Annotated in this window: 22 protein-coding genes; 6 read left to right on the top strand and 16 right to left on the bottom strand. The window is 43.5% G+C overall.

Annotation, left to right across the window (positions count from 1 at the left end):
- Positions 1-84 precede the first annotated feature (84 nt).
- The 16 genes from E0F88_RS06355 to E0F88_RS06280 all read right to left on the bottom strand — a co-directional run bounded on the left by E0F88_RS06355 (position 85) and on the right by E0F88_RS06280 (position 15,786).
- The gene (locus tag E0F88_RS06355; RefSeq protein WP_131957374.1) at positions 85-510 is read right to left on the bottom strand and encodes an ATP-binding protein; all 426 of its coding nucleotides are present in this window, start codon (positions 508-510) and stop codon (positions 85-87) included.
- A 12-nt stretch (positions 511-522) separates the two neighbouring features.
- Positions 523-843 (bottom strand): anti-sigma factor antagonist, encoded by a 321-nt coding sequence (locus E0F88_RS06350; protein ID WP_131957373.1) that lies wholly within the window; start codon positions 841-843, stop codon positions 523-525.
- 84 nt (positions 844-927) lie between these two features.
- On the bottom strand, positions 928-3,048 hold the full coding sequence (gene glgX / locus E0F88_RS06345) for a glycogen debranching protein GlgX (protein ID WP_131957372.1): 2,121 nt from the start codon (positions 3,046-3,048) through the stop codon (positions 928-930).
- 3 nt (positions 3,049-3,051) lie between these two features.
- The gene (locus E0F88_RS06340; RefSeq protein ID WP_131957371.1) at positions 3,052-3,390 is read right to left on the bottom strand and encodes an STAS domain-containing protein; all 339 of its coding nucleotides are present in this window, start codon (positions 3,388-3,390) and stop codon (positions 3,052-3,054) included.
- A 56-nt stretch (positions 3,391-3,446) separates the two neighbouring features.
- Positions 3,447-5,270: an AGE family epimerase/isomerase gene (locus E0F88_RS06335; RefSeq protein WP_131957370.1), complete on the bottom strand. Its 1,824-nt coding sequence runs from the start codon at positions 5,268-5,270 to the stop codon at positions 3,447-3,449.
- 69 nt (positions 5,271-5,339) lie between these two features.
- The gene (locus E0F88_RS06330; protein WP_131957369.1) at positions 5,340-5,762 is read right to left on the bottom strand and encodes a VOC family protein; all 423 of its coding nucleotides are present in this window, start codon (positions 5,760-5,762) and stop codon (positions 5,340-5,342) included.
- Positions 5,763-5,768: 6 nt separating this feature from the next.
- A complete protein-coding gene (locus E0F88_RS06325; RefSeq protein WP_131957368.1) occupies positions 5,769-6,341 on the bottom strand; it encodes a DJ-1/PfpI family protein in 573 nt (190 codons plus the stop codon).
- Between the two features lie 112 nt (positions 6,342-6,453).
- On the bottom strand, positions 6,454-7,209 hold the full coding sequence (locus E0F88_RS06320; protein WP_131957367.1) for a type 1 glutamine amidotransferase domain-containing protein: 756 nt from the start codon (positions 7,207-7,209) through the stop codon (positions 6,454-6,456).
- 99 nt (positions 7,210-7,308) lie between these two features.
- Positions 7,309-7,650, bottom strand: coding sequence for a hypothetical protein (locus tag E0F88_RS06315; protein WP_131957366.1), 342 nt, complete (start codon positions 7,648-7,650; stop codon positions 7,309-7,311).
- A gap of 17 nt (positions 7,651-7,667) precedes the next feature.
- Positions 7,668-8,501, bottom strand: a complete 834-nt coding sequence (locus E0F88_RS06310) for an FAD binding domain-containing protein (RefSeq protein ID WP_131957365.1) — start codon at positions 8,499-8,501, stop codon at positions 7,668-7,670.
- Positions 8,498-11,383, bottom strand: a complete 2,886-nt coding sequence (locus tag E0F88_RS06305; RefSeq protein WP_131957364.1) for a molybdopterin-dependent oxidoreductase — start codon at positions 11,381-11,383, stop codon at positions 8,498-8,500. The genes E0F88_RS06310 and E0F88_RS06305 overlap by 4 nt, the downstream gene beginning before the upstream one ends.
- Positions 11,384-11,407: 24 nt before the next feature.
- Positions 11,408-11,800: a nuclear transport factor 2 family protein gene (locus E0F88_RS06300; RefSeq protein ID WP_131957363.1), complete on the bottom strand. Its 393-nt coding sequence runs from the start codon at positions 11,798-11,800 to the stop codon at positions 11,408-11,410.
- Positions 11,801-11,833: 33 nt separating this feature from the next.
- Positions 11,834-12,679 (bottom strand): MBL fold metallo-hydrolase, encoded by an 846-nt coding sequence (locus tag E0F88_RS06295; protein WP_131957362.1) that lies wholly within the window; start codon positions 12,677-12,679, stop codon positions 11,834-11,836.
- A gap of 91 nt (positions 12,680-12,770) precedes the next feature.
- Positions 12,771-13,196: a hypothetical protein gene (locus tag E0F88_RS06290; RefSeq protein WP_131957361.1), complete on the bottom strand. Its 426-nt coding sequence runs from the start codon at positions 13,194-13,196 to the stop codon at positions 12,771-12,773.
- Positions 13,197-13,262: 66 nt separating this feature from the next.
- Entirely contained in the window at positions 13,263-14,969 is a 1,707-nt protein-coding gene (locus tag E0F88_RS06285; RefSeq protein WP_131957360.1) for a thiamine pyrophosphate-binding protein, read from the bottom strand.
- A complete protein-coding gene (locus E0F88_RS06280) occupies positions 14,959-15,786 on the bottom strand; it encodes a type 1 glutamine amidotransferase domain-containing protein (protein ID WP_131957359.1) in 828 nt (275 codons plus the stop codon). The genes E0F88_RS06285 and E0F88_RS06280 overlap by 11 nt, the downstream gene beginning before the upstream one ends.
- Before the next feature lie 535 nt (positions 15,787-16,321).
- Here E0F88_RS06280 and E0F88_RS06275 point away from each other — a divergent pair.
- From E0F88_RS06275 to E0F88_RS06250, 6 genes are all read left to right on the top strand, one after another.
- A complete protein-coding gene (locus E0F88_RS06275; RefSeq protein WP_131957358.1) occupies positions 16,322-17,281 on the top strand; it encodes a GAF domain-containing protein in 960 nt (319 codons plus the stop codon).
- Entirely contained in the window at positions 17,278-18,324 is a 1,047-nt protein-coding gene (locus E0F88_RS06270) for a sensor histidine kinase (RefSeq protein WP_131957357.1), read from the top strand. Before E0F88_RS06275 ends, E0F88_RS06270 begins: the two co-directional genes overlap by 4 nt.
- Positions 18,321-19,094 (top strand): LytR/AlgR family response regulator transcription factor, encoded by a 774-nt coding sequence (locus E0F88_RS06265; RefSeq protein ID WP_131957356.1) that lies wholly within the window; start codon positions 18,321-18,323, stop codon positions 19,092-19,094. The genes E0F88_RS06270 and E0F88_RS06265 overlap by 4 nt, the downstream gene beginning before the upstream one ends.
- A 126-nt stretch (positions 19,095-19,220) precedes the next feature.
- Positions 19,221-20,216: a bestrophin family protein gene (locus E0F88_RS06260; RefSeq protein WP_131957355.1), complete on the top strand. Its 996-nt coding sequence runs from the start codon at positions 19,221-19,223 to the stop codon at positions 20,214-20,216.
- 68 nt (positions 20,217-20,284) lie between these two features.
- A complete protein-coding gene (locus tag E0F88_RS06255) occupies positions 20,285-20,884 on the top strand; it encodes an NAD(P)H-dependent oxidoreductase (RefSeq protein WP_131957354.1) in 600 nt (199 codons plus the stop codon).
- Positions 20,881-22,755 (top strand): monovalent cation:proton antiporter-2 (CPA2) family protein, encoded by a 1,875-nt coding sequence (locus tag E0F88_RS06250; RefSeq protein ID WP_131957353.1) that lies wholly within the window; start codon positions 20,881-20,883, stop codon positions 22,753-22,755. The genes E0F88_RS06255 and E0F88_RS06250 overlap by 4 nt, the downstream gene beginning before the upstream one ends.
- Positions 22,756-22,930 lie beyond the last annotated feature (175 nt).

The following is a 22,930-nucleotide window of genomic DNA, read 5'->3' as shown; positions in this document are numbered from 1 at the left end:
TAGAACCCGTTTTTCCTGCCGCCTGAGACAGCGTTATTCAACACAACATTTTGTAATAAATATCAGTCATCTGACAAAAAAGAATCAGGGCTTAATCACATTCATCACGAAGGTGTTACGGTTTTTTCCGTCAACATATTCATAAGAAAAATCGTCGACGCCTTTGATCGTCAGAAATATCCCAAGCCCTCCGATTTCCCGGTCTTCAAGTGCCATCGTAAGATCTTCTTCGTCAGGAATTTCCCTGGCAAGCGGATCAAAAGCAGCTGCTTCATCTTCCAGGATTACGATTAATTCCTGATCAGTGATTTCACTCAGCACTTTAAAGTCGGCGACCAGTCCGACTTTTTCGTATCCGTACAAAATGATGTTGGTGGCAATTTCATCGATTGCCAGTTTCAGACTATAAGTTGCTTTTTTAGCAAGCCCCGCCTTTTGAGACAGCTCGCCAACATAGGCTCTTAGTTCGTCTAAGGAATCAACCACCCCGGGAAAACTTTTCGATTCCATTCTAAAATCAATTTAAACCGGATATTGATCTACTATTGTAACACTGTGATGAAGACCCGTTTTTTCCAGGGTATCCACGATCAGTTCCTGTGGTTTTACAATATAAATAGCCAGATGCGTTCCGATTTTTTGTTTTGAGAAAATTAAAACACGAAGCCCGGCAGATGACATAAAGTCTAGATCTTCCATATCCAGCACAAGCACTTCGATAGGCTGGCCGCTGAGTTTTTCGATCTCTGTCATAAAAACACGCGCCGACAGCGAATCAAGCTCCCCGTGCAGGGTCATCCTGGCTGTTTGTTCTTCAATTACTGTTTCTATTTTGAAAGCCATGATCAATATTTTTAAAAGAAGTTTTACAAAATTAATTTACTAAAAGCCGCAGTATCATGCCTCCCATGATACCGGCGGCCCTTTTTATTTTCCGACAAGAATGACCGTTGCACGTCCTCCTACCAAAAATCTGCTCTGATCTTCCAGCAAAGGTTCTTTACTGATGTCATAAATATCCTGTCCCGAAGGCATGTCTGTATTCACTGCCAGGTGCCAGCGTTGTCCGTTTGGAAGCGCAGGCAGCTCGTAAAACAGTGCATCGTAATGCGAATTCATTGCTACATAAATACTGTCGTCAATGATCGTTCCACTTTTTGCGTGCGCGCCGTCGAGCATAAATGCAAGACAGCGGCTTGAAGAAGCGAAGTCAGGTTGCCAGGCTTGTGTTCCGTGGAAACTGATATCCGGATAACCACTGCCAACATAATCACGATGCTGTAAGTGGGTTTTACTTCTCAACACCGGATGCCCCCTGCGGAAACGCAGAATACGCTGGGTGAAGTAATAAATATCCGAATTCTTTTCCAGAAGCGACCAGTCCATCCAGTTCAGTTCGTTGTCGTGACAGTAGGTATTGTTATTACCATATTTAGTCACACCCGCTTCATCACCGGAAAGAATCATTGGCACGCCCTGGCTTACCATCAGGATCGACAAAGCATTTTTGATCTGCTTGTGGCGTAGCTGATTGATAAAAGCATCATCCGTTTCACCTTCTACTCCGCAGTTCCAGGAATGATTGTCATTGCCTCCGTCGTTGTTATTTTCGCCGTTCGCATCGTTGTGTTTTTCGTTGTATGCAAAAATGTCATACAGTGTAAATCCATCGTGACAGGAAATAAAGTTGATACTTGCCGTTGGCCCGCGGTACTGATACAGATCCGGCCATCCCTGGATACACTGGGCAATTTCATGTATCAAACCTTCGTCCCCTTTTAGAAACTTACGGATCGAGTCGCGGTATTTACCGTTCCATTCTGCCCAGCGGCCATACGCCGGAAATGAACCTACCTGATACAGACCGCCCGCATCCCATGCCTCAGCGACCAGCTTACATTTAGCAAGAATCGGATCGTAGGCCAATGATTCCAGAAGCGGCGGATTGCTAAGCGGAGCACCATTCTGGTCACGGCCAAGGATCGCTGCAAGGTCAAACCGGAAGCCATCGATATGATAATCGGATGCCCAGTAACGAAGACAGTCGAGTACCATATTACGAACCACCGGATTGTTACAGTTCAGCGTATTACCTGTTCCCGAGAAGTTGAAATAATAACCTTCCGGGGTTAACATGTAATAGGTTTTATTATCAATTCCTCTGAAAGAAATCGTATGTCCGCGGTGATCGCCTTCGGCTGTATGGTTAAAAACCACGTCCAGCATCACTTCGATACCGTTTTTGTGGAGTTCTTTTACCAGCGTTTTCAGCTCGTCAACCTGCATTCCAAATTTCCCCGTTGCCGCATAACCGGCTTTGGGAGAAAAGAAGTTTACGGTACTGTAGCCCCAGAAATTTACGATCAGTCCACCCGTTACCGGATTTTCCTTGCTGTTTTCCCATTCGTCAAACTCATAAATCGGCATGAGCTCCACGCAGTTTATTCCCAGCTCCTTCAGATAAGCGATTTTGCTTCTTATGGCGGCAAACGTTCCGGGATTTTTAACTTCCGATGAAGGATGTTTGGTAAACCCTCTTACGTGCATTTCATAAATTACCAGGTCTTCAATCGGCGTTTCGAGCGGGTGATCATTCTCCCAGTCAAAATCCTCAAAAACCAGCCTTGAACGGTATGGATAGATGTTATCCCAGTTTGGCTCAGCCAGCCAGGAATCACGTCCACCGATTGCCTTGGCATAAGGATCGCTTAGAATGATGCTTTTATCAAAACGGCTTCCCTGCTCCGGATTAAAAGGTCCGTCCATACGGTATCCGTATTCCAGACGTTCGTAATCCAGATCAAAAACGATCATTGAATACACATTTCCGGTTCTGAATTCCTCAGGAAAACGGATCTCCGCAAAAGGTGCATCCTCTCCCCGCTCGAACAAAACAAGCGTACAGTCGATTGCCTCACTGGAATAGATACTGAAATTGATCCCGTTGGGCACCATTGTGGCACCAAATGGCAGCACGTGGCCTCTTCTGAACTTAATTCCCTCCTGTTCATGGGTTGGATAATAGTCGATTCTTAAGTCTGTTGCCATCGCTTAATCCTGTTTAAGAATGACAATTGCCTCGGCTGTTGTCTCAACTATTTTAAAGAAGTTGATAAAACCCGTTGTTGACATCACGTCCTGGATCTCTTCGGAAACACCCACCAGAATGACTTTGCCATTCTGGGATTTGATGTTTCTGTAAACCATGAGCAGGACACGCAGGCCGGCGCTGGACATGAACTCCACCGCTGTCAGGTCGATAGCGATTTTCTCATTTTTTTCCGTAGCCAGTTTTGCATTGCGCTCAAATTCAGGAGCTGTTTTACTGTCTATGTCCCCGGTGACCTCTACAACCGTAATTTCTTCCTGGTCCGTCAGTGTTACTTTCATATTTTTTAGCTTTTAGCTATCAGCTGTTAGTCGTTAGCTTTTGAAATCCTGATCTGCTACTTCGCAGAGCTGATCTGAACTTTAACCCTTAAACGTTCTTCCGACTCTGGAAGCTTCACAGTCAATCCATACGCATCGAAATCCGTGTAAGGAACATCATCAATAAACACTTCGCTGATGTAGATGCTGCCTTGTGGAAGAATATCCGGAGAAACACGCAGGATATTGTCTTTCCAACCGTTTGGATATGGTTTAAAGTAAAAGTACGTAGGCTGCTTGGTGATCAGAAGGTTGATATAAACCGCTGACAGATAGCAAAGTTCAGTACTGTGGTAAGCGCTCATCGAGTGACTTCCCTTGAAACGTTCCGTTCCTAGCAGGTAGGGCATACCGTTTGAGAAAACGTTGAAATACACACCGCCATCATCATTATCCAGGAAGAAGGCGTTGTAGAACGAAGCTGCCTCACGCGCTTGTTTTTCGTACTCTTCGTTACCCAAAACACCGTACATGATCAGGTATGCAAGAATCGCCTGCTCCTGCTGCCACCATGCTTTGCGGTCGTGCCATACAAACTGATGTTTTCCACCAGTTTTTTGAACGCGTTCCACTACGTCGTACCAGCCTCCGCGTTGCTGATCGGAACCCGCTTCCGGCATCAGTTCAGCAATTTTTTTGGCAAATGCAAGATACTCGTCTTTTGGTGTAAGCGACTGCTGACGGATCAAATTCCAGGCGATTTTAAGATTGTGTCCTACCACCGCACGATTTTGCTGCCATCCCCAGGTTTGATCTTTGCTCCAGTCTTCGAAGAATTTCTCCTGAACAAACGGACTGTTTTCGTAATCCGGGAAATATTTTGTGATCGTGTCAAAAGTATATTCAAGAAAATCCGCATGTGCTTTTTCACCAGTTGCCAGATACAGGTTGATCAGGTATGCCGGCGCGTGGTCACCCACTGAGTTCCAGTTTTTACGGGCACGGTTATGCGCCAGTGAATCTTCACGTGCATCGAGCGTGATCGGGTGCAAGTGAGAGAAGTACCCTTCACCTTCATGATCCTTGAAATATTTTTCAAAAAGGTCCATGGTTTTGTCGATATCGTCGCGGATCCGCTGATCGCCCGTGATACGGTACGTTTGGGTAGGACCTGCAAGCGCATAGATCTGCTCGTACATTGGAAGTGAATCCAGATCATCGCCAAATTCAGAAGTAAGTAATTTGGTTTCTTTCTGCCCTTCCACTTTCAGACCGTGGTACCAGTAAACCAGATCGTCATCTTTGTCAAAGAAACGCATGTGGTCGCGAAGGTATTCCGTACCCAATTCAGCACCTTCCAGGAATTCGTCTTTTCCTGTAAGCAGATAGGCCGAAGCAAATCCGTAAACCATACGGGAAATGGTATCTGTTTCCTGAAGATAATCTCCTTTTTTAGCTCCACCCAAATGAAGCATGGTGCGGTAGTTTTTGTAGTTAATTTCTTCTTTAGGATAATCAAACTGCCATTTCAGATAACTGGAAGCAATTGAATCGATCTGAGTGATCCAGTAATTTTGTTCTTCGTGACGATATGTCTTTGGCTCCTTGCCAGGAAAAATCAGCTGCTGTGCTTCAAAGGTAGCTGTACCTTCACCCGCATTCGGATAAAAAGTACCGTAAGCAAAAACGTACTGACCCTCGGTCGAAAGGAAGTTGCTGATATCACCAGGATCCTGCCAGCCTTCGGTAAGGTTCTGAACATTTCTTGCATAAGTCGAAGCGATCAGATTTACTTTAAAAGCTCTTTTATCAGAGGTTTCAAGTGTAAACCAGCGTTCTTCCTGACTATAACCGGTAACATACCCGGCAATAGTGTCTGAAAAAGTGAAGTCTATATTCATACTTTGAGCAATAAAAAGGGTTTTATTTAAGCGTTTAACTTTAAAAGAAAAGGTTATTGTGTTTTATTCTCAGGCAAGATCTTCCTGATCCTTATATCCTTGTGTTATTTCAATAATATTTCCTTCCGGATCTTTAAGCCAGGCCGTTTTCCAGCCTTCTATCACATCGTCAAAATGTAACGGACCCAGGGTTATCACCGCGTCAGTTCCCATTTCAGCAAGTTTCAAGTCTACATCCTCTACCGAAAAAGCCATGTGGCGTAGTCCGGGATAATGCGGGCCATCTGCCTCAGCCATCGGATAAGGGCGCTGTTCTTCCGGAGGAAAAATTTCGAAATAAAAATTATCGTCATTTTTTAGAAAAACCAGCTGAGCATCGTCACCCAATTCAATTACCCGAGCTCTTCTGAAACCGAAATATTTTGCATAAAAGGCCTCGAATGCAGCCAGATCTTTAACAGTGAGTGCAAGGTGAAAAAAGGTCGTCTTCATAGTTGTTTAGTTAGCTTCTGAAAGAGTCTCGATAATCTTTTTGGCGAAAAGATGGGCATGACCGCCCGACCTTCCGGTGATCAGGTCTCCGTCTACAACTACGTCCTCATTGGTGTAAATAGCGCCGTAAGCTTTTGCATCGCCGATCAGGTTGTTGTGGCAAACAAGTTTCCGGCCTTTTACAAGCTCGGTTGCTGGTGCAACCAGCCACAAACCGTGGCAGATAATACCTTTTAAAATACCCGGTTCAGCAAAAACTCTTTTCAGAAACTCAGTAGCCGGCGGGATTTTTTCAACATCCTCGGTATATCGAAGACGGTCGGAAACCATGCCCGACGGCACGATGATCGCGTCATAAGAACGCAGTTCTTCATCGCTCATGTTTTCAAAAGATTCGTAGCAATCCATGGGTGCACGATACTCGTGACCGAGGAATGTAATCTTATCCTGTCCCCAAAGCCGGGTTAAAAAATGGATTTCGGCACCTTCTTCGGGAAAGCGGAATTTATAATAGAAGATTTCGTTTTCGAAATAATCAGCTTCAAAAAGAATACCGATTTTTTTTCCGGCCAGTTTCATGAGGATGGTTAATTAAAGAATTATTTAATTTCAAAAAATAACGTTGAGTAAAACCTTTTTCAATAGCTGGCTAAAATTTAACCAGTTCATTATACATATTTTATTACTTATTTCATCCCAGTACCTCTACCAGTTTATCGCCAAATGCAATGGATGATTCAACTGAAAGTGCTGTTACAAAAGGATAGTCAAAATGTACTTGCGGCTTGGTTCTGTTTGCTGTAGCGTCGGAATACACGCGGCCATTCGGACCAACTGCATCTTCAACGATTACCGCCAGCGGGAACGCAAATCCCTGGCTTACCAAGTTAGTTCCCGGATTTTCAGCCGAAGCACGTACCAGAGAATAACCCATCGGGCCTGTGAAGTCCCATTCGCGCGGGTGAGCAATGACCTTTTTGCCGTAAATAATACTTCTGTGAAGCGTGTCATCTTCGCGGGACCATACAAATGCACCCACCGCGTAGCAAAGTGCTCCAAGGATTTTGTCCTGGTTGTAAGCTGCTACACAAAGCTGATGCACAAAAGGGTTTCCAACAATATCCAAAGCGGAGCCCGGCCCGCCTACAAGCACCAGCGCATCGTAGTCCGAGATATTAGCGTCTTCAATTTTTATCGGAGAATCCCACTCGCCTTTATCAAGTATTTCGTTGATACGGTCTACAACTTCGGCAGGGTTTACATTATAATTCTGCATCGGATCAATAAAATCCTTATCCATGCTAAGCTCCATCGGCAGCGGCGTGATCCCTTTTGGTGTTGCCAAAGTCAAATCAAAACCTGCTTTTTTCAAAGCATCCCACGGTGCCTGTAATTCTTCGCCCCAAAGGCCTACGTTTGAAGCGAGGATTAATACTTTCTTGCTCATCTTGTTATTAAAGGTTTATCGTGTAGGTTGTAAAAATGTAAGGTTATGCGGAACCAACTAACTCAACTACCTCATAACCAATGATTAAATTCAAAACTATTAGTTTTTCAAACCTGAGTAGTGACGGAAAATTTTACCGTCTTTCATATAAAGTGCATCATACACTTTGGATTCTCCCCAGGCTGTCATGATCGTTGCTTCCAGATGGATGCTGTCTTCCGTGATAGCAAGTTTCTGAGTAGAAACAAACCCGCGGTAGATGTTAGTCAGGTAGTCGCCCAACTGTACTTTAAGCTCCGCTTTTCCTTTTACATAAATCGGCTCTTCTGCCACCAGCAGTATCATCACCGCATCATCGTGGTAGTCATGGTCAACAAGTTCGTTGACATCATTATTAGCTAAAAGGACGAGGTGGTTGTCGTAAAATTCCTGGTTTGTCATAATCGTAATGTTGAATATTAACTTTTCAAAACAGCTCTTTTAATCAGAACTTTTAATAAATGCAGCAGATAAGCCGAATTGGAAATCGTTGGATTTGATATTACCAGCTCTTCCTCAGATAGCTCATTCAATGCTGCACTGATGTTTTCCTTCGAAATTTGAATACCAGTGAGTGAGTTTTCAAGACTCTTCAAACGTGACGGTATTGCTACGCAGCCGCATGCCGAGATGCTGATACGGGAAATGCTATTGTTGTTGGTACTAATCAGAATCGCGACGCCGCAGACGATCTTTCCTGCTTTCAGGTAATCTACAAAGTGAAAAGATCCTGATAAGCTATTATTTACAATCAGTGAGATACTTCTGATAATTTCTCCTTTGGTAAGTCCTCCGTCAGAAAAATAAGTGTCGATTGCTATTTGCCTGTTTCCCAGCGGGCCAGTCACATTTATCTTTCCATCCAGGGTCAGAAACGCAGCCAGAACCGGACCGTGCGCAGGCTGGTTATGATAAAGTGCGCCTCCCACATTGCTGTGATTTTTGAAATGAGGGTCTTTTACAGCTTTGAGGGCTTCTGCTAAAACAGGAACAGAGCAAACGGCGATGTCTTTTAGCATGGCAGCAAACGTTACAGCCGATCCAATTTCCAGTTGGTTGCCATACTGTATCACGGAATTCAGTCCCGGAACATTACGCAGACTTACCAAAGACTCAGGTTTTGAATTACCTCTTTTTGCACTTCCGACGTAGGCCTGGTCGCCGGTAAACAGTTCTGAGCCGGTTTCACTCAGGAGCAACACTGCTTCCTGCATTGTTTCAGGGGCTGAATATGAGAATGGATTTAAGATCATGATTCAGATTGTACGGTTTGATGCTGTAAAATTTCCCATATTTTTTGCGGCGTAACCGGCATGTCAATGTGTTTTACATCGAACTCGGACAAAGCATCGCAAATTGCATTAACCATTGCCGGAGCTACCGGCGGATTACTTACATCACCAGCCCCTTTTGCTCCCAACGGGTTTGATGGAGATGGTGTTTCAGTCCGGTAAAGCTCAACCTTTGGCAGCCAGCCGGAACGTGGAACTGTATACGAATCCAGGTCGTCACTTAAAACCTGACCCGTTTCTTGTGAATACTTTGCTTCTTCAGCCAACGCCTGTCCAATACCCAAAACGATGTTCCCATAAGTCTGTCCGGCGACAACCTCCGGGTTAACCACCGTCCCAAAGTCATCAACAGCTATGTATTTTACCAGGTCAATTTCGCAGGTTTCCTCGTCAATTTCCACTACGGCAATGTGTGTTCCGAAAGGGAAATTGAAGTTTTTTGGATCGAAATAAGAAGAACCTTCCAATCCCGGATCCATTCCCTCGGGCAGATCCCAACCAAACCAAAGCATCAGCGCTACCTGCTGCAAAGTCATCACGGCTTGCTCAGGAGCAGGAATTCCAATAACTCTTCCTTCTTTATATTCGATCAGTTCAAGAGGCATCTTAAAAAGGTAGGCCGCAAAATCTTTTGCTTTTTTGATCACCAGCTGACAGGCTTTCTGCACGGCTACGCCCTCTACACTTAGCGAACGGCTTCCATAACTCGCTTGTCCGTAGTAAAGCGGATTGGCAGTATCGGAATGTTTGATGGTAATATATTCCATCGGAATCTGTAATTCCTGCGCTGCAATTTGTGCAAAAGTAGTTTGCTGCGACTGGCCGTGAGGCTGTGCTCCGGTAGTGATAGCTACTTCTCCGGAAGGCGCAACGTGAATGTATGCACTTCCCCAGGTGCCGCTCATCAAACCTTCGCCACCCATTTTCGCTGAATTACCTACGCCGGCAACCGCTACGTAAGAGCCGATGCCAAGTCCTAACAATTTCCCACGGCTGCGCGCTTCTGCTTTTTGAGATCCAAGACTGGAATAGCCTGCTTTTTCGAGAGCGATGTCGAGCGTGTTCTCATAATTTCCTGAATCATAAGTCCAGCCAAGTCCGTTTTCATAAGGAAACTGTTCGGGCTGTACCATATTCATGCGTCTTACTTCTGCGGGATCTTTTCCGATTTTTCTTGCGAACATTTCGATAGCCCGCTCAATAAGGAAAATAGCTTCTGCCCTGCCTGAACCGCGCATGGGCGCAGTTGGGACTTTATTTGTATAAACTACATTAATTTCGTAAGAAGAATGAGGGATCACATAAGCACCCGGAATACTTCTGCCAATCAGTGCAAGAGGTTGTCCCGGCGCATTGATTACCGGATATGCGCCTACATTACTGAAAGCTACACAGCTCAGCGCAGTAAGTTTTCCTTCGGCGGTACCGGCAATTTTCACATGCTGTATCTGATCACGTGACTGCGCGGTATTTCTTGAAAAACCAGCCCTGGTATCAATCCATTTTACCGGTCTGCCAAGCTCTTTTGCCATCCACAAAACCAGTGGTGTATCAGGATAAAGATTACCCTTGCAGCCGTTGCTTTCTCCCATGAAAGGGACGATCACTCTCAGCTTATTGTAAGGAATTCCTAACACGTAAAGCGAGATCAGCAAACGGTGCGGGTAAGGTATTTGTGTGTTTGCCCAAAGTGTATAATCCTGAGTTGAAGGATCGTACTTTGCCAGTGCACCACGTACTTCCAGCGTATTGTGCATCATACGCTGGTTGTAAATTTTTTGTTCAACTACCACTTCCGATTCCGCGATTGCCTTTTCAGTTGCTTCACTGTCTCCGAAAATCGTGTGGATCATAATATTTCCGGGCGCAGTTTCGTGCAGCTGCGGAGCACCAGGCAAGGTTGCTTCTTCGGCATCCAGAACAATGGGTAGAACTTCGTAGTCTACCTTGATTTTCGACAATGCGTCATAAGCCTGCTGGCGTGTTTCGGCAACCACTGCGGCCAGCTGATCGCCCGCAAAACGGACACGATCTGTGGCAAAAACTGTATGCGAACCAGGCACGATGCCGGAAGGATGCGGAAGGAAATGACTTTCTGCAAAAGGAGGTATCCAGATCACAGGCATTGGCATAATACCGCCTGTATCCTTTGAAGTGAACACTCTTACCACTCCGGGCATAGCCTCCGCTTCACTTGTATCGATTCCGTTAATAATAGCGTGTGCAACAGGGCTTTGCAGTATAGCTGCATGCAACATCCCTGGCAATTCCATGTCGGCAATGAACTTACCTTCCCCGGTAATCAGTTTTTCTGTATCTCTTGTTTTTACAGAATTACCAACATATTTTCCATTTGAAGGAACGTCTGCTGTTTGTTCTGTACCATTTATTTTTGCAGCAGCTGCGTGGACGGAAGCTACAACCTGCTCATATCCAGATTCTCTGCTTAAATTACCATCCAGTCTATCCTTGATTTCTGAATCTGTCGGCGTTGTATTTTCATTGAGCAACTCAACCATTGACATGATTGTGCCTGGTGTGGAAAAGCCGTTTTGAACAGCAAAATTTTCCCAAAAAGCATTTTGCAGCGGATGCAGCCCTTCTGAAGTGGCAAGTCCTTCGATGGTCAGGATCTCACTTCCTTGGGTTTCAGCTGCCAGAATCTGGCAGCTTTTTGTTGCTTTTCCGTTCAACAAAACAGTACAGGTTCCGCATGAAGCAGAACTGCATCCGATTTTGGTACCGGTTAGTTCAAGATTTTCACGTAAATAGTTCACCAGCAATGTTCTGCCTTCTATTTCAGAAGTACAGGCATGACCATTAACGTAATTACTAATTTCCATGGTGATAAAGAGATATCAGATTTTTTAGGCAAGAGATCCGTCAGGGTGCTGAACCATTCCGGCAAAATGAATTGCAATTTTTCCGTCTTTTAAAACCCAGCTGTCGGCAAAGCGCATTTCGCTTTTTTCACCTCCAACGGTCATGGTGATTTGTTCAGTAATCATCAGTGTTTCGGGATCAGCAGTTTCCGCCCAGAAAACGATATCGGATTCCAGTCCGTCGATTCCAAGAATTCCCTGCATGTGCTCCTTCACCTGCTCGCGGCCCTGATAAACAACCGGCGCTTTTGAAAAGCTGCTGATTAGGAGAGCGTCATCGGTATACTGGTCAAGAAGGGCATCAATATTTTTATCCAGAATATGCTGAATATGTTCTGTATACATTTTACCAAGTTTGGTATCAGGTATATTTTTCATTTTCTTAAAATTTGAGTTGAGAGAGACAAATACTTATGGATTTTGATACATGAACAGCATGTAATTGGACATGTGCAGGGTCAGCTGCAATTTATAATCAGGGTATCTGGAAACGATTTTACCGATCAGCTCCTCGCCCTGCAGTCCCTGATAAACCAATTGTTTAACATAATTCAAATACTCAATTTGCTGGTCTAAAACAGATGCATCCGAAGGTTCGCCATGGCCGGGAAGTACGTGAAGGTAACCCTTGCTTTTCAGCTTGGTCAGCACACCGATCCAGTTTTCAAAACAATATTGCTCATCCGAAGTTTTATCTCCGAAAAACGCGTACACATTGTTATAGATCAAATCCTGAGCGAGCAGAACTTTTTCAGCAGGAATTTCCACAATCAGGTTTACCGGACATTCCGTGTCAGACACTTTAATCAGATTAAGTGCAACACCATCTATTTCCAGAATTCCTTCTGTCAAAACTTCGGTTGGTAAATTCTTTTCACCGTAAATAATATCATCGGCGTTGTCGGGATGCAGACTTCTGTGAAAACCAATGAAATAATCGGCCATCGCATTGATTCCGCCAATTACGTCAGCAAGTGCATAAACCGGAGTTCCATTAAATGATGGAGCTCCCATCCAGTGATCCGGATGCAAATGCGTTATAATTACTCTTTCCAAAGGTTTGCCCAGGCTTTCGATGTATAACCTGAGTTCTTCTGCATGTGGTTTGAGCTGAAGCGTGTCAACAAGTATCAGCTTTCCCGGCGTTTCGATTAATTGAGCATTGGTAAGTTCTCCATCTTCGGGTGCCTGAACACAGTGAATGGTCACTGTTTCAAGAACTACCTTGCTGATTTTAATAAACTTAAAGTTTTCCATAACGTTAATAAAGCAATAAAGAAGGGTTTACTTTTTTGCGTTCGACAGCGATTAACTGTCAATTGAATATTTATTAAAATCCTGAAATTTCTTAAAGCGTTGCGGATCCCTCGTGGTATTCCAGTCCGTCCACGATATATTTTGTAATTAAAGCACCGCCGTTTCCGTCTGACTTCACTTCCCAGGTTTGGAATGCATCACACGAAATTCTTTTGCTGTATGCTTCGGGAGCGTTCCATACGCTGGCTTCCCATTGCACGACAACTTTGACAGAAGCCGTATCGCCGGTAATGTCAGCCACAACCGATTTTACTGTATGCACTTCATCAAAAAAGATACGGATCACGCGCTGAAACCAGCCTTCAAAACCAGCCCAGCCATAAATGGTTACCTCAGGAAAAACCATTTCAAGACCTTCATCAATGATTAAAGGCAATAGTTCTACCTGCGGAGCATGTACGTCCAGTTTGCTATACCAAATTTTTGCTAAATTTTCAATTGATTCCTGAGTAAGCATTCGAAATTATGAGTTAAGAGTTTACAGTCATTGGTTTAAAGCTGAAAGCTAATAGCCGTTAGCTAATTATTGAGAGCAATTCGTTTTTACCCAGTCCGACTTATGATCTCCCTGTAAAACGAGGTCTATCAGAAAAGGTTTGTCGTCTGAAAGCATGCGTTCGATTGCCGGTGCGATGTCTTCTTCTTTTTCCACCCTCACCGAATCAACGCCCATCGACTGGGCAAGCAGATCAAAGCGTATTGCAGGATAAGAAAGATCAAAGGACAGCGGGTGATCGTGTTTTGGGATCTCTCTTTCTTTCCAGTAAACATCTATGTTCAGCTGAAGAAGTTTGTAGGATCCGTTGTTACAAACCACAAATTTTGCTCCCGTGTTATGCCTTACAGCAGACCAAAGTGCCTGTATCGTATACATGCTGCCTCCGTCTCCTGAAAATCCGATTACCGTTTTATCAGGATTAGAAAGCTTTGCTCCGATTGCTCCCGGAAAACCAACGCCCAGAGAACCACCACGCGTGACAAAATAATTTCCTGGTATTTTAGGAACGATATGTCTTGTAATGGCGGGAGAGCTGGTTAATGCTTCGTCAAAAACAATTGCATCGGCAGGTAACTTTTCAGCTAAAACGCTGGCAAACTGTGACATTTGAAGGGGATAACTTCCTTTTTGCCCAACATCTGCATCAAGCTCGGCAGCGATTTTTTTATTTTTAAGTGAAGTGATTTCTTCAACTCTTGCCGCCGCTTTTTCTTTCTGTGCAGTTGATATTTTTTCCTTTAAAACAACAACCAGTGCTTCCAGAGAAAGTTTGGGATCGCCTACTACACCGATGTCAACACGGTGATTCTTAGCGATTTCGTAAGCGTTCAGATCAATATGGATCACTTTCGCATTCGGAGCATAAATCTCTCCCAGATCTGGAAATACTTCCGGAACCATATAGGTACCAACAACCAGGTTTACATCGCCTTTAGTCGTAATCGGTTTGCTGTATTCACCAAACATGTGGCCGGTTGTTCCCTGGTAAAGCGGATGTGAATTATCCATCACAAGATCTCCGAACTCTACCCCATATACCTCAGCTCCCAAAAGCTCTGCAACGGCTGTCAATTCCGGGATTGCCTGCGAATAGGCTATACCGTCACCCACAAAGATCATAGGTTTCTCCGATGCCAGCAGTGCGTCTGCCATTTCGTTGATTAAAGACGGAGAAGGCAAAACCCTGGTTGACGGAATATGCGTAGGAAATACTTCTTCCTCATTAATTTCGTCCAGAACGTCCATCGGAAGACAGACATAAACCGGTCCCATCGGAGGTGTTGCTGCAATCTTAATAGCTCTGCGTAAGGTTCTTAATACCGATTTAGATGAATGAACCATGGTGGAATACTTCGTGACCGGAGCCATCATTGCCACCAGATCGTTCGCCATCTGGGCGTCCATGTTCATATAACGCGTACCTGCATCAGATCCGATCACAACCAAAGGGGCATGCCCGCGTTTGGCCTGATAAAGCGCCCCAACCGCGTTTCCAATTCCCGGTGAGCTGTGAAGCTGTACAAGAGTTGGTTTTTGCGTTGCGCGGGCATATCCGTCTGCCGCCATTACGGCGATACTTTCCTGTAAAGTCAGGATGTATTTCATTTCCGGATATTCCTCAACGGCATCCAGGAAGCCTTGTTCAACAGTTCCAGGATTGCCGAACATGTGGTCCATGCCGTCTGCCAGGAACTGTTCAATAATTTTCTGATTCCCGGTTTTACCAGCCATAACGTACTGTGCCTTTTTCTAATACGTTAACAAATTGTTCCCCGAATTCAAAAGAGCATTGCAGTGAACGGGCAGTGATAAAGGGATAATCTACAATAACCGAAGTTTCCTTTCCGAAGTTGCCGTGGTACTGGCCTTCCGGACCGACTGCATCGCTAAGTACATATTCCAAAACATACGGAGGAGGTCCCATATTCAGATCAGTGTGAAGGAAACCTGTCCCGTCGTGGTAATCGTACTCGATACAATGACCGGTAACATGCTTTCCTTTAATGATCGATTTTCTTTCGTTAAAGTCGCGGGCAAATGCCAAAGGCGCTACGCCGTAACAAATTCCGGCAACGGGCATTTGTTTGTTGTAAAAAGCAAGGATCAGATCATGAACACGCTGGTTGTTAACCATGTCTATGATTGGGCCGCTTCCGCCAACCAAAAGAATTGCTGCATATTCCTCAGTAAGTTTGTCCTGAGCAATTTTCAGATCGCTGTAATATTTTTCAAAAGCTCTGAGGAAGTCCGGAGTAGAAAAATATGGACGTTCCGGAATTACCTCGGATAGGTTCTGTCTTGTTTCCAATCTGTTGGTCGCTTCGAAAGCTTTTACTTTTTCAGCGGCCAACGGAGTGGTAACACACGTTCCAAGAGGTGGGTCTACGTAGGTAGTATCGTAGCTCGGCGGTAAGGCTTCGGCCTTTTTACCGTTCGGCGTTATAAATTCAACGGTGTAACCTGCTTCTTCAAGTTTTTCAAGAGGGCCTACCAGTTCAATTCCCCAGTAACCATATTCTGAGAGAACTGCTAAAATTTTCTTTGACATTGTATTAAGAAGTTTTTATAACGTTTAATTGCCTGACACTTTAAGGAAATATTCCCGTTTTCCTTAATTGATGCATTAAATTTCGCATGTCAAACGCCTTTGCAAATCAAATTCATTACTGAAACTGAAAAAAAAACACCTGAACCAGTTGATTCGAGACTTCAAACAGATTGAAACGAAACTGAACTTTTGTAGTGTGAATTCTATAAATTGAGGATTAGAATATTTTATAACATTCTTCTAAAAATGACATAGTGATATCAAACATGCTGACAATCGGGCAGTTGAAACCAGTCGGAGAATTTTAAAAGTTTTTTTTGACGATAATACTAGCATCTTGGGCCAATAATGCTTTAAATTTGGTATTCCCAATAGTACACATCCACAGTGCAGCGGTATTTATTTATACAAGAACCGGTTAGATGCGGTTGCCGCTGATCTCTTAATAATATAATCGACACACTTCTTATCAGAATTTCACGTTTAGGCAATAATTTATTGTTTTAGCAAAGCTCTCAACCTTTAAAACTTCATAATGGAACCGTTAAATTTACTCATCGTCGCAATCAGACAGGATTGGCAGCCGCTTATATCCGAATCTTTGTCGAAGGCAGGTTATCAATTCCAGGCAAAAAAGGTAGATACCAAACAACAGGCACTGGAAGCATGCCACCAGTCAAAATTCGATCTGGTTATTTCCAACTGTACTTTGCCGGATGGCCAGGTTGCTGATCTCGTTTCAGTTCTTGGCCGTTTGAGCCCCTGTCTTGTTATGGCAGAAGGACATTGCCCGGCCACATCTGAAAAAGCGCTGTCTCTGTTAGCAACTGAATTTTACATTACCAGCTCCGAGCAAAGCTCGTGGCTTTCAGCTATGGAAACGACACTTTCCAAATGGAAATCGAACGCTGAACAGAAGATCGAAAAAATTCACCAGGATAGCAGCAGCTTGCACAAAAAAGTCCTGGCCATTTGTGAAGAAGAACTTTCTGCTGAAACTTTAACAGAAAAACAGGCTGATCATTCTATTGCAAACGTATTTACGATCATTCTGGAAGCTCTTGACCTGAGCAGAATTTATCTGTATAAGAGAAAGGCATTGCCAGGCGGTGAAGAAACCATTGTTCAGCAAAGTGAGGTATCTGCTCCCGGTGTAAACAGCCGTACTGTGAAAACAGTTGATGTTCCGTATTTTAAAAGATGGAACAACCTCTTTAAATCCAAACAACATGTTCAGGGAGATCTGACTTCCCTGCCTGCCGGAGAACAGCAATGGCTAAACCAGCGTGACGCACAGTCGGTGCTTGCCGTTCCGATCCATAATAATGAAACCTGGAATGGCTTTATAGGCCTGGAAGACATGATGAATCCAAGACAGTGGTCAGAAGCTGAAATTAACCTGCTTGAATCTGTTGCGCATTTGATTCAGCAAAAACAACTTACACAAAAATTACAGGCTCTTAATAAAAACCGAGTGTTTACGAGCCAGGTATGAACGTCAATCTCAATTACAACAAAGGGATGTCATTAGGTTGGCGTCTCTGTTTCATTCTGAGCCTGTTTGCCACTATTCCCAGATTAATATTCGTATGGGAATCAATGTCGGTTAACTCGCAGTTCGGCGTCGCCATTCTTGATATTGTGATCCAGTTTGTGATGAGCTTTGAATTTGCCTGGATCTTCCTTTACATCTGTCTGAATTATACCTATCAGATTCCAAGCTGGTTTAACGACCAGAAAATGTACATTCAGATAGGCCTGATGGTGGTATTGTTTTTTTCACTTAATGAAATCTTATTTCAGCTTAAACTGGCACTGGATAGAGACAATTCGGATATCCTCATTTTCAGGGTCGTTTATTATCTGTATCATTTTTTGCTGCTGTTCGCGATCCTGGGTTACCGCAACTTTTTGCTCGCCTCCCAGGCCTACTACCGGGTCGGACTGGAAAACGAACAACTTAAACGTGAACAGATTAAGGCGCAGCTAGAAGCACTCAGAAACCAACTCAATCCGCATTTTCTTTTTAATGCACTCAATATTCTGAACATATCCATTTTTACAAATCCTGATCTTGCACAGCGTATTGTACTTGATCTTTCGGATATTCTCAGATATAACCTGAAAGTGCAAAATCAAAGCCTTGTACTACTCAGCGATGAACTGGCAGCGGCAAAATCTTATCTGGATTTGTATAAAGCCCGTTTTGGTGAAAAACTTTTGTTCTTCTTTGAAGATGTTACTACAACAAAACAATGGTTTATCATACCGCTTTCGCTGCAAATCCTGATCGAAAATGCAATCAAACATAATGTAATTACGTCCAATCAGGTTTTGTTTATTGAAATTAAACTGAATGAAACGGAAAAGTCTCTGATCGTTCAGAATTCGGTTAATAAAAAACTCAATGTGCCCGGCACCGGAATCGGCCTGAGAAATCTGGATAAACGTTACAAAATTCAAACCGGTCAAAACCCTTCCCATCTTGAAAAAGATGAACAATTTACTGTAAAAGTCCCCCTCATCGAAGCTCCATGACACAAATACTTATTATTGAGGACGAAGTTCCGGCAGGTGAATATTTAATGCAGCTGATTCAAAGAATAGACCCCAAAGCTGAAATTCTTGACGTACTTGAGAGTGTTGAACTGGCAGTGAACTGGCTGACATCCAATCCCGCTCCGGACCTGATATTTTTAGATGTGCAGCTTGGGGACGGAACCTGTTTTCAGATTTTTGAGCAGATTTCGATTGGTTGTCCTGTCATTTTTACAACTGCTCATGACGAATACGCCATGCGGGCTTTTAAGCTGAACAGCATAGATTATTTGCTTAAACCGATTCGCCAGGAATCCTTAAAATTTGCCATCGACAAATATTACCAGTTGAATGAGGAAAATGCGATCGGTAAAGTAAAGTATCTGGAAGAACTTATGTATTCTCAGATACTAAACCGTAAAAACCCAAGACGCAGCTTCCTTGTGCCATTTCGTGATAAACTGATTCCATTAAAGGATACAGATTTTGCCTGGCTTACGATACGCAACAGTGTGGTGGTTGCGACTTTGCACGATGACCGCAACTTTGTTGTCGACAAAAACCTGGAAGAACTTGAAAATCAGCTGGATCCGACAAACTTTTTCAGGGCAAACAGACAATTCATTATCGCAAGGGAATGTATCCGGGAAATTGAATTATACTTCAATGGAAGGCTGCTCGTACGTACATCTCCTGTTTCAGCCAATCAGATCCTGATCAGTAAAGAGCGGGTTCCGGTTTTTAAAAAGTGGTTTGAAGAGCTTTCGTGATGATTTTTAACTCCGGTTTTTTTCAGCTTGATGCTGAATATTTTCTGTTTCACTTAAAGACGGATTTTTCATTTGCCTGTAATTTTAAAACTTACCGGCCAAACCGTCTCCCATCAAAAAGTAACAATGTATACAGCTCGTGAAATAAAACCGGCAATCATCCTCTCCTTTGCCTGGCCATCACTTTTGTTCTATTTAGTTTATTCAGTTTGTCTTTGCAGCCTGAATTATTTTGGACACCTGGCCATTGGTTTTTCCTTCGTACCCATCGGACTTATCGGAACTGCCGTTGCGTTCTACGTGGGTTTTAAAAATAATTCTTCCTACGAACGACTCTGGGAGGCCAGACGTATCTGGGGAGCACTTGTAAATGCCAGCCGAACCTGGGGAACTTACACGCTTTCCTATGTAAAAACCAGCTCGCCGATCTCTGACATGGATGAACAGCAACTGCAAACTAAACTGATTCATGGTTTGATTGCCTACATCAATGCAATCAGAATACAGCTGAGACAAAAAAGCGTCTGGAACAACAGCAACACCACAGCACATACCGTAGTAAAGGGCGGCCATGAAAACGCACCTCTCCATTTATTACTCAGCGAATTTTTAACAGAGCAGGAAGTGAAATATTTTCTTTCCAAAAAAAATCCGGCAACGCATATATTAAAATCCCAGGCAACACTGCTGGATGATATTTTCCGAAAGGGTGGAATCAATGAACGGTTTTATGTTCAGATGATGGCCATTGTTCAGGAATTTTATAATCAGCAGGGTGCGGCAGAGCGAATCAAAAACTTTCCGTTTCCAAGGCAATATGCTTATTTCAGCAAAGTATTTGTGTGGCTTTTTATTCTGGTTTTACCCTTTGGGCTCATAAACGAATTTGCCAAACTTGGAGAAGATATGATCTGGATTGCAGTTCCTGCTTACATGATCATCGCCTGGGTTTTTAATACGATGGAAATTGTTGGAGATACGAGCGAAAACCCGTTCGAAAATGCCATTAATGATGTTCCGATGACAGCCATTTGCCGCACGATCGAAATTGACCTCAGGGAGATGCTGGAAGAAAAATCCATACCGCCTGCGATTACAGCAGTTGACAACATATTAATGTAAATTCCATGCGCGAAAAAGTAAAAAATACTACTAATTTGACCTGGAAGAAAACCTTACACCGTTAATTCATGCAAAATCGCGTACTTGTCCTTTTTGCTCATCCCCTGTTTGAAAAATCAAGGATACACAAGTCACTGGTCAATCATATACCTGAAGGCATAACATTTCATGACCTGTATCAGGAATATCCGGAATTTAACATCGATATTGAAAAAGAAAAAGAACTGCTGCTAAACCATGACATTATTATTTGGGAGCATCCGATTTATTGGTACAGCTGCCCTGCGCTTTTAAAACAGTGGATCGATGTGGTCCTGGAAGCCGGGTGGGCCTACGGACCAAAAGGAAACGCGCTGGAAAGTAAATTAGTCATGCAGGTATTGTCAACAGGCGGAGCCAGAACAACCTATCAGCCGGATGGATATCATCAGTTTACTTTACAGGAATTTCTTACACCATTCAACCGTACGACTACGCTTTGCAAAATGATTTACCTGCCGCCGTTTGTCGGGCACGGCTCTCACAGGATGGGCGATGAAGAACTGCTCGCACTAGGTCAGGATTATGCATTTCTTCTGGATCATTTTCAACGTAATAAGCTGGATGTTGAGGAAATTCAGAAATACGAATATTTAAACGACTGGTTAACAGAAAACGGAATAGCATGAGCAGTGACTTTCTACCCCAGGCATTGGTATACCTTTCGGCGGCCGTTATTTGTGTACCGATAGCAAAAAAAATCGGTATGAGTTCGGTGCTGGGATACCTGATTTCCGGAATTATTATCGGACCTTTTGTTCTGGGTTTTATCGGACAAGAAGGTGAAGGTATCATGCATGTAGCCGAATTTGGTGTTGTAATGATGCTGTTTCTGATCGGACTCGAACTTGAACCGGAAGCTTTCTGGGAAATGCGGAAAGCAATTGCAGGATTTGGTTTTTCCCAAATGATCGGAACGACCGTGTTACTCTTCGGTTTGTTCATGCTCCTTGGCTGGGAATGGACCATGTCCGTATCAATCGGGTTGGCGCTAACGATGTCGTCAACGGCGATTGTTTTACAAACGTTAAAAGAAAAAGGCCTTTCTAAATCACAGGCCGGTGAGGCCTCTTTTTCTGTTTTACTTTTTCAGGATATTGCTGTTATTCCAATTCTGGCCGTTTTACCCCTACTGGCAACCACGGATGTAACACCTGATGCTGCACACAGTTCTATATTGGGAGAATTACCTGCCTGGCTGCAAACGGTGATTGTAATCGGTGCAGTTGCATCAATTTATGCGGTCGGGACTTATCTTGTAGTTCCCTTGCTTCGTTTGATCGCGAAAACCGGATTACGTGAAATGTTTACAGCTTCATCTCTGCTTTTGGTAGTTGCGGTAGCCTTTTTAATGGAAATGGTGGGTTTAAGTCCTGCCCTTGGAACATTTGTTGCCGGTGTAGTATTGGCAAACAGTGAGTTCAGGCATGAACTTGAAAGTGATATAGAACCCTTCAAAGGTTTACTTCTTGGCTTGTTTTTTATGGGAGTAGGTGCTTCAATTAATTTTCAACTCCTGGCAGAATCACCCGGACAAATCGCCACAATTGTTTGCACTGTCATTTTTGTCAAATTCGCAGTTCTTTTTGCCATCGGAAAAACCTTTAAACTAAAAAACGATCAGAATTTTATGTTTGCTCTTGGCCTGAGCCAGGTTGGTGAATTTGCTTTTGTATTGCTTTCCTTCACAGGTCAGCTCAATATTATCGATCAGGAATGGCTCGGAAAGCTGACAGCAGTTACGGCAATCAGTATGATGACGACACCACTTTTACTTTTACTTAACGAAAAAGTAATTTCCAGGTTTTTCGGCACAAAAGAGATTCCTGACAAGCGTCCTGCTGACGAAATCGATGAACAACACCAGGTAATCATTGCAGGATTCGGACATTTTGGAAGTACCATAGGCCGGCTGCTTCGTGCCAACGGAATTGAGGCCACGATCCTTGACAATAACTCGGACCAGGTTGAACTGTTACGCAGGATGGGATTCAAAGTTTATTATGGTGATGCCACCAGGATTGACCTTCTTAAATCGGCAGGGATAGAAAATGCGAAACTACTTATTGCAGCAATTGATTCGCCTGAAATCAACAATGAACTAATCAAAACCGTAACCAAACATTACGGGCACGTGAAAGTGCTGGCCCGAGCCAGAAACCGGTTTGATGCTTACGAACTGATGGAAATGGGTGTTACAAACATTTACCGCGAAACGCTTTATACATCCGTTCACTTGGCTATTGACGCGCTCCAGGAACTGGGTTTTAGAAAATATACTGCTACCCGGCAAGGTCAGAAATTTATCAGCTATGATGAAAAGGCTTTGGAAAGGCTGGCTGGTTCAAGAGGTGACATGAAGGAATATGCTATCAATGCACGCAGGGAAATTGAGATTCAGGAGAAGCTTTTACAAAACGATCTGCTTCTCGACTTTTCAGCCGAAGATCACAGCTGGGACAGTAACTTTGTTAAAGAAACACTGATGGGAAAAAAGTAGTAAAAATTAATTTTACAGGTGTAGTATAACGTTTGACAAATCGAATCATCGGCTCTAATTAAATAATACAAAAAATATTCTATTTGTAACCTCTGTTAACTTAATTGTTTGATTACGAAACGACTATACAACTTTAAGGAGTAAAATAATCGAAGCTTATAGAAAACAACAGATT

Source organism: Dyadobacter psychrotolerans (assembly GCF_004349265.1).
Classification (GTDB): domain Bacteria; phylum Bacteroidota; class Bacteroidia; order Cytophagales; family Spirosomataceae; genus Dyadobacter; species Dyadobacter psychrotolerans.
The sequence above is the reverse complement of the archived record's forward strand: the minus strand, read 5'-3'. Positions and strand labels throughout refer to the sequence as shown.

What these genes read in the sequence shown, in the direction of transcription:
- E0F88_RS06340 (WP_131957371.1), bottom strand. Translation starts at nt 3,390, where the DNA reads ATGAAAGTAACACTGACGGACCAGGAAGAAATTACGGTTGTAGAGGTC.
- E0F88_RS06290 (WP_131957361.1), bottom strand. Translation starts at nt 13,196, where the DNA reads ATGCTTACTCAGGAATCAATTGAAAATTTAGCAAAAATTTGGTATAGC.
- E0F88_RS06280 (WP_131957359.1), bottom strand. Translation starts at nt 15,786, where the DNA reads ATGTCAAAGAAAATTTTAGCAGTTCTCTCAGAATATGGTTACTGGGGA.
- E0F88_RS06260 (WP_131957355.1), top strand. Translation starts at nt 19,221, where the DNA reads ATGTATACAGCTCGTGAAATAAAACCGGCAATCATCCTCTCCTTTGCC.
- E0F88_RS06315 (WP_131957366.1), bottom strand. Translation starts at nt 7,650, where the DNA reads ATGACAAACCAGGAATTTTACGACAACCACCTCGTCCTTTTAGCTAAT.
- E0F88_RS06300 (WP_131957363.1), bottom strand. Translation starts at nt 11,800, where the DNA reads ATGAAAAATATACCTGATACCAAACTTGGTAAAATGTATACAGAACAT.
- E0F88_RS06285 (WP_131957360.1), bottom strand. Translation starts at nt 14,969, where the DNA reads ATGGCTGGTAAAACCGGGAATCAGAAAATTATTGAACAGTTCCTGGCA.
- E0F88_RS06275 (WP_131957358.1), top strand. Translation starts at nt 16,322, where the DNA reads ATGGAACCGTTAAATTTACTCATCGTCGCAATCAGACAGGATTGGCAG.
- E0F88_RS06255 (WP_131957354.1), top strand. Translation starts at nt 20,285, where the DNA reads ATGCAAAATCGCGTACTTGTCCTTTTTGCTCATCCCCTGTTTGAAAAA.
- E0F88_RS06310 (WP_131957365.1), bottom strand. Translation starts at nt 8,501, where the DNA reads ATGATCTTAAATCCATTCTCATATTCAGCCCCTGAAACAATGCAGGAA.
- E0F88_RS06355 (WP_131957374.1), bottom strand. Translation starts at nt 510, where the DNA reads ATGGAATCGAAAAGTTTTCCCGGGGTGGTTGATTCCTTAGACGAACTA.
- E0F88_RS06305 (WP_131957364.1), bottom strand. Translation starts at nt 11,383, where the DNA reads ATGGAAATTAGTAATTACGTTAATGGTCATGCCTGTACTTCTGAAATA.
- E0F88_RS06295 (WP_131957362.1), bottom strand. Translation starts at nt 12,679, where the DNA reads ATGGAAAACTTTAAGTTTATTAAAATCAGCAAGGTAGTTCTTGAAACA.
- E0F88_RS06330 (WP_131957369.1), bottom strand. Translation starts at nt 5,762, where the DNA reads ATGAAGACGACCTTTTTTCACCTTGCACTCACTGTTAAAGATCTGGCT.
- E0F88_RS06325 (WP_131957368.1), bottom strand. Translation starts at nt 6,341, where the DNA reads ATGAAACTGGCCGGAAAAAAAATCGGTATTCTTTTTGAAGCTGATTAT.
- glgX (WP_131957372.1), bottom strand. Translation starts at nt 3,048, where the DNA reads ATGGCAACAGACTTAAGAATCGACTATTATCCAACCCATGAACAGGAG.
- E0F88_RS06335 (WP_131957370.1), bottom strand. Translation starts at nt 5,270, where the DNA reads ATGAATATAGACTTCACTTTTTCAGACACTATTGCCGGGTATGTTACC.
- E0F88_RS06270 (WP_131957357.1), top strand. Translation starts at nt 17,278, where the DNA reads ATGAACGTCAATCTCAATTACAACAAAGGGATGTCATTAGGTTGGCGT.
- E0F88_RS06320 (WP_131957367.1), bottom strand. Translation starts at nt 7,209, where the DNA reads ATGAGCAAGAAAGTATTAATCCTCGCTTCAAACGTAGGCCTTTGGGGC.
- E0F88_RS06250 (WP_131957353.1), top strand. Translation starts at nt 20,881, where the DNA reads ATGAGCAGTGACTTTCTACCCCAGGCATTGGTATACCTTTCGGCGGCC.
- E0F88_RS06350 (WP_131957373.1), bottom strand. Translation starts at nt 843, where the DNA reads ATGGCTTTCAAAATAGAAACAGTAATTGAAGAACAAACAGCCAGGATG.
- E0F88_RS06265 (WP_131957356.1), top strand. Translation starts at nt 18,321, where the DNA reads ATGACACAAATACTTATTATTGAGGACGAAGTTCCGGCAGGTGAATAT.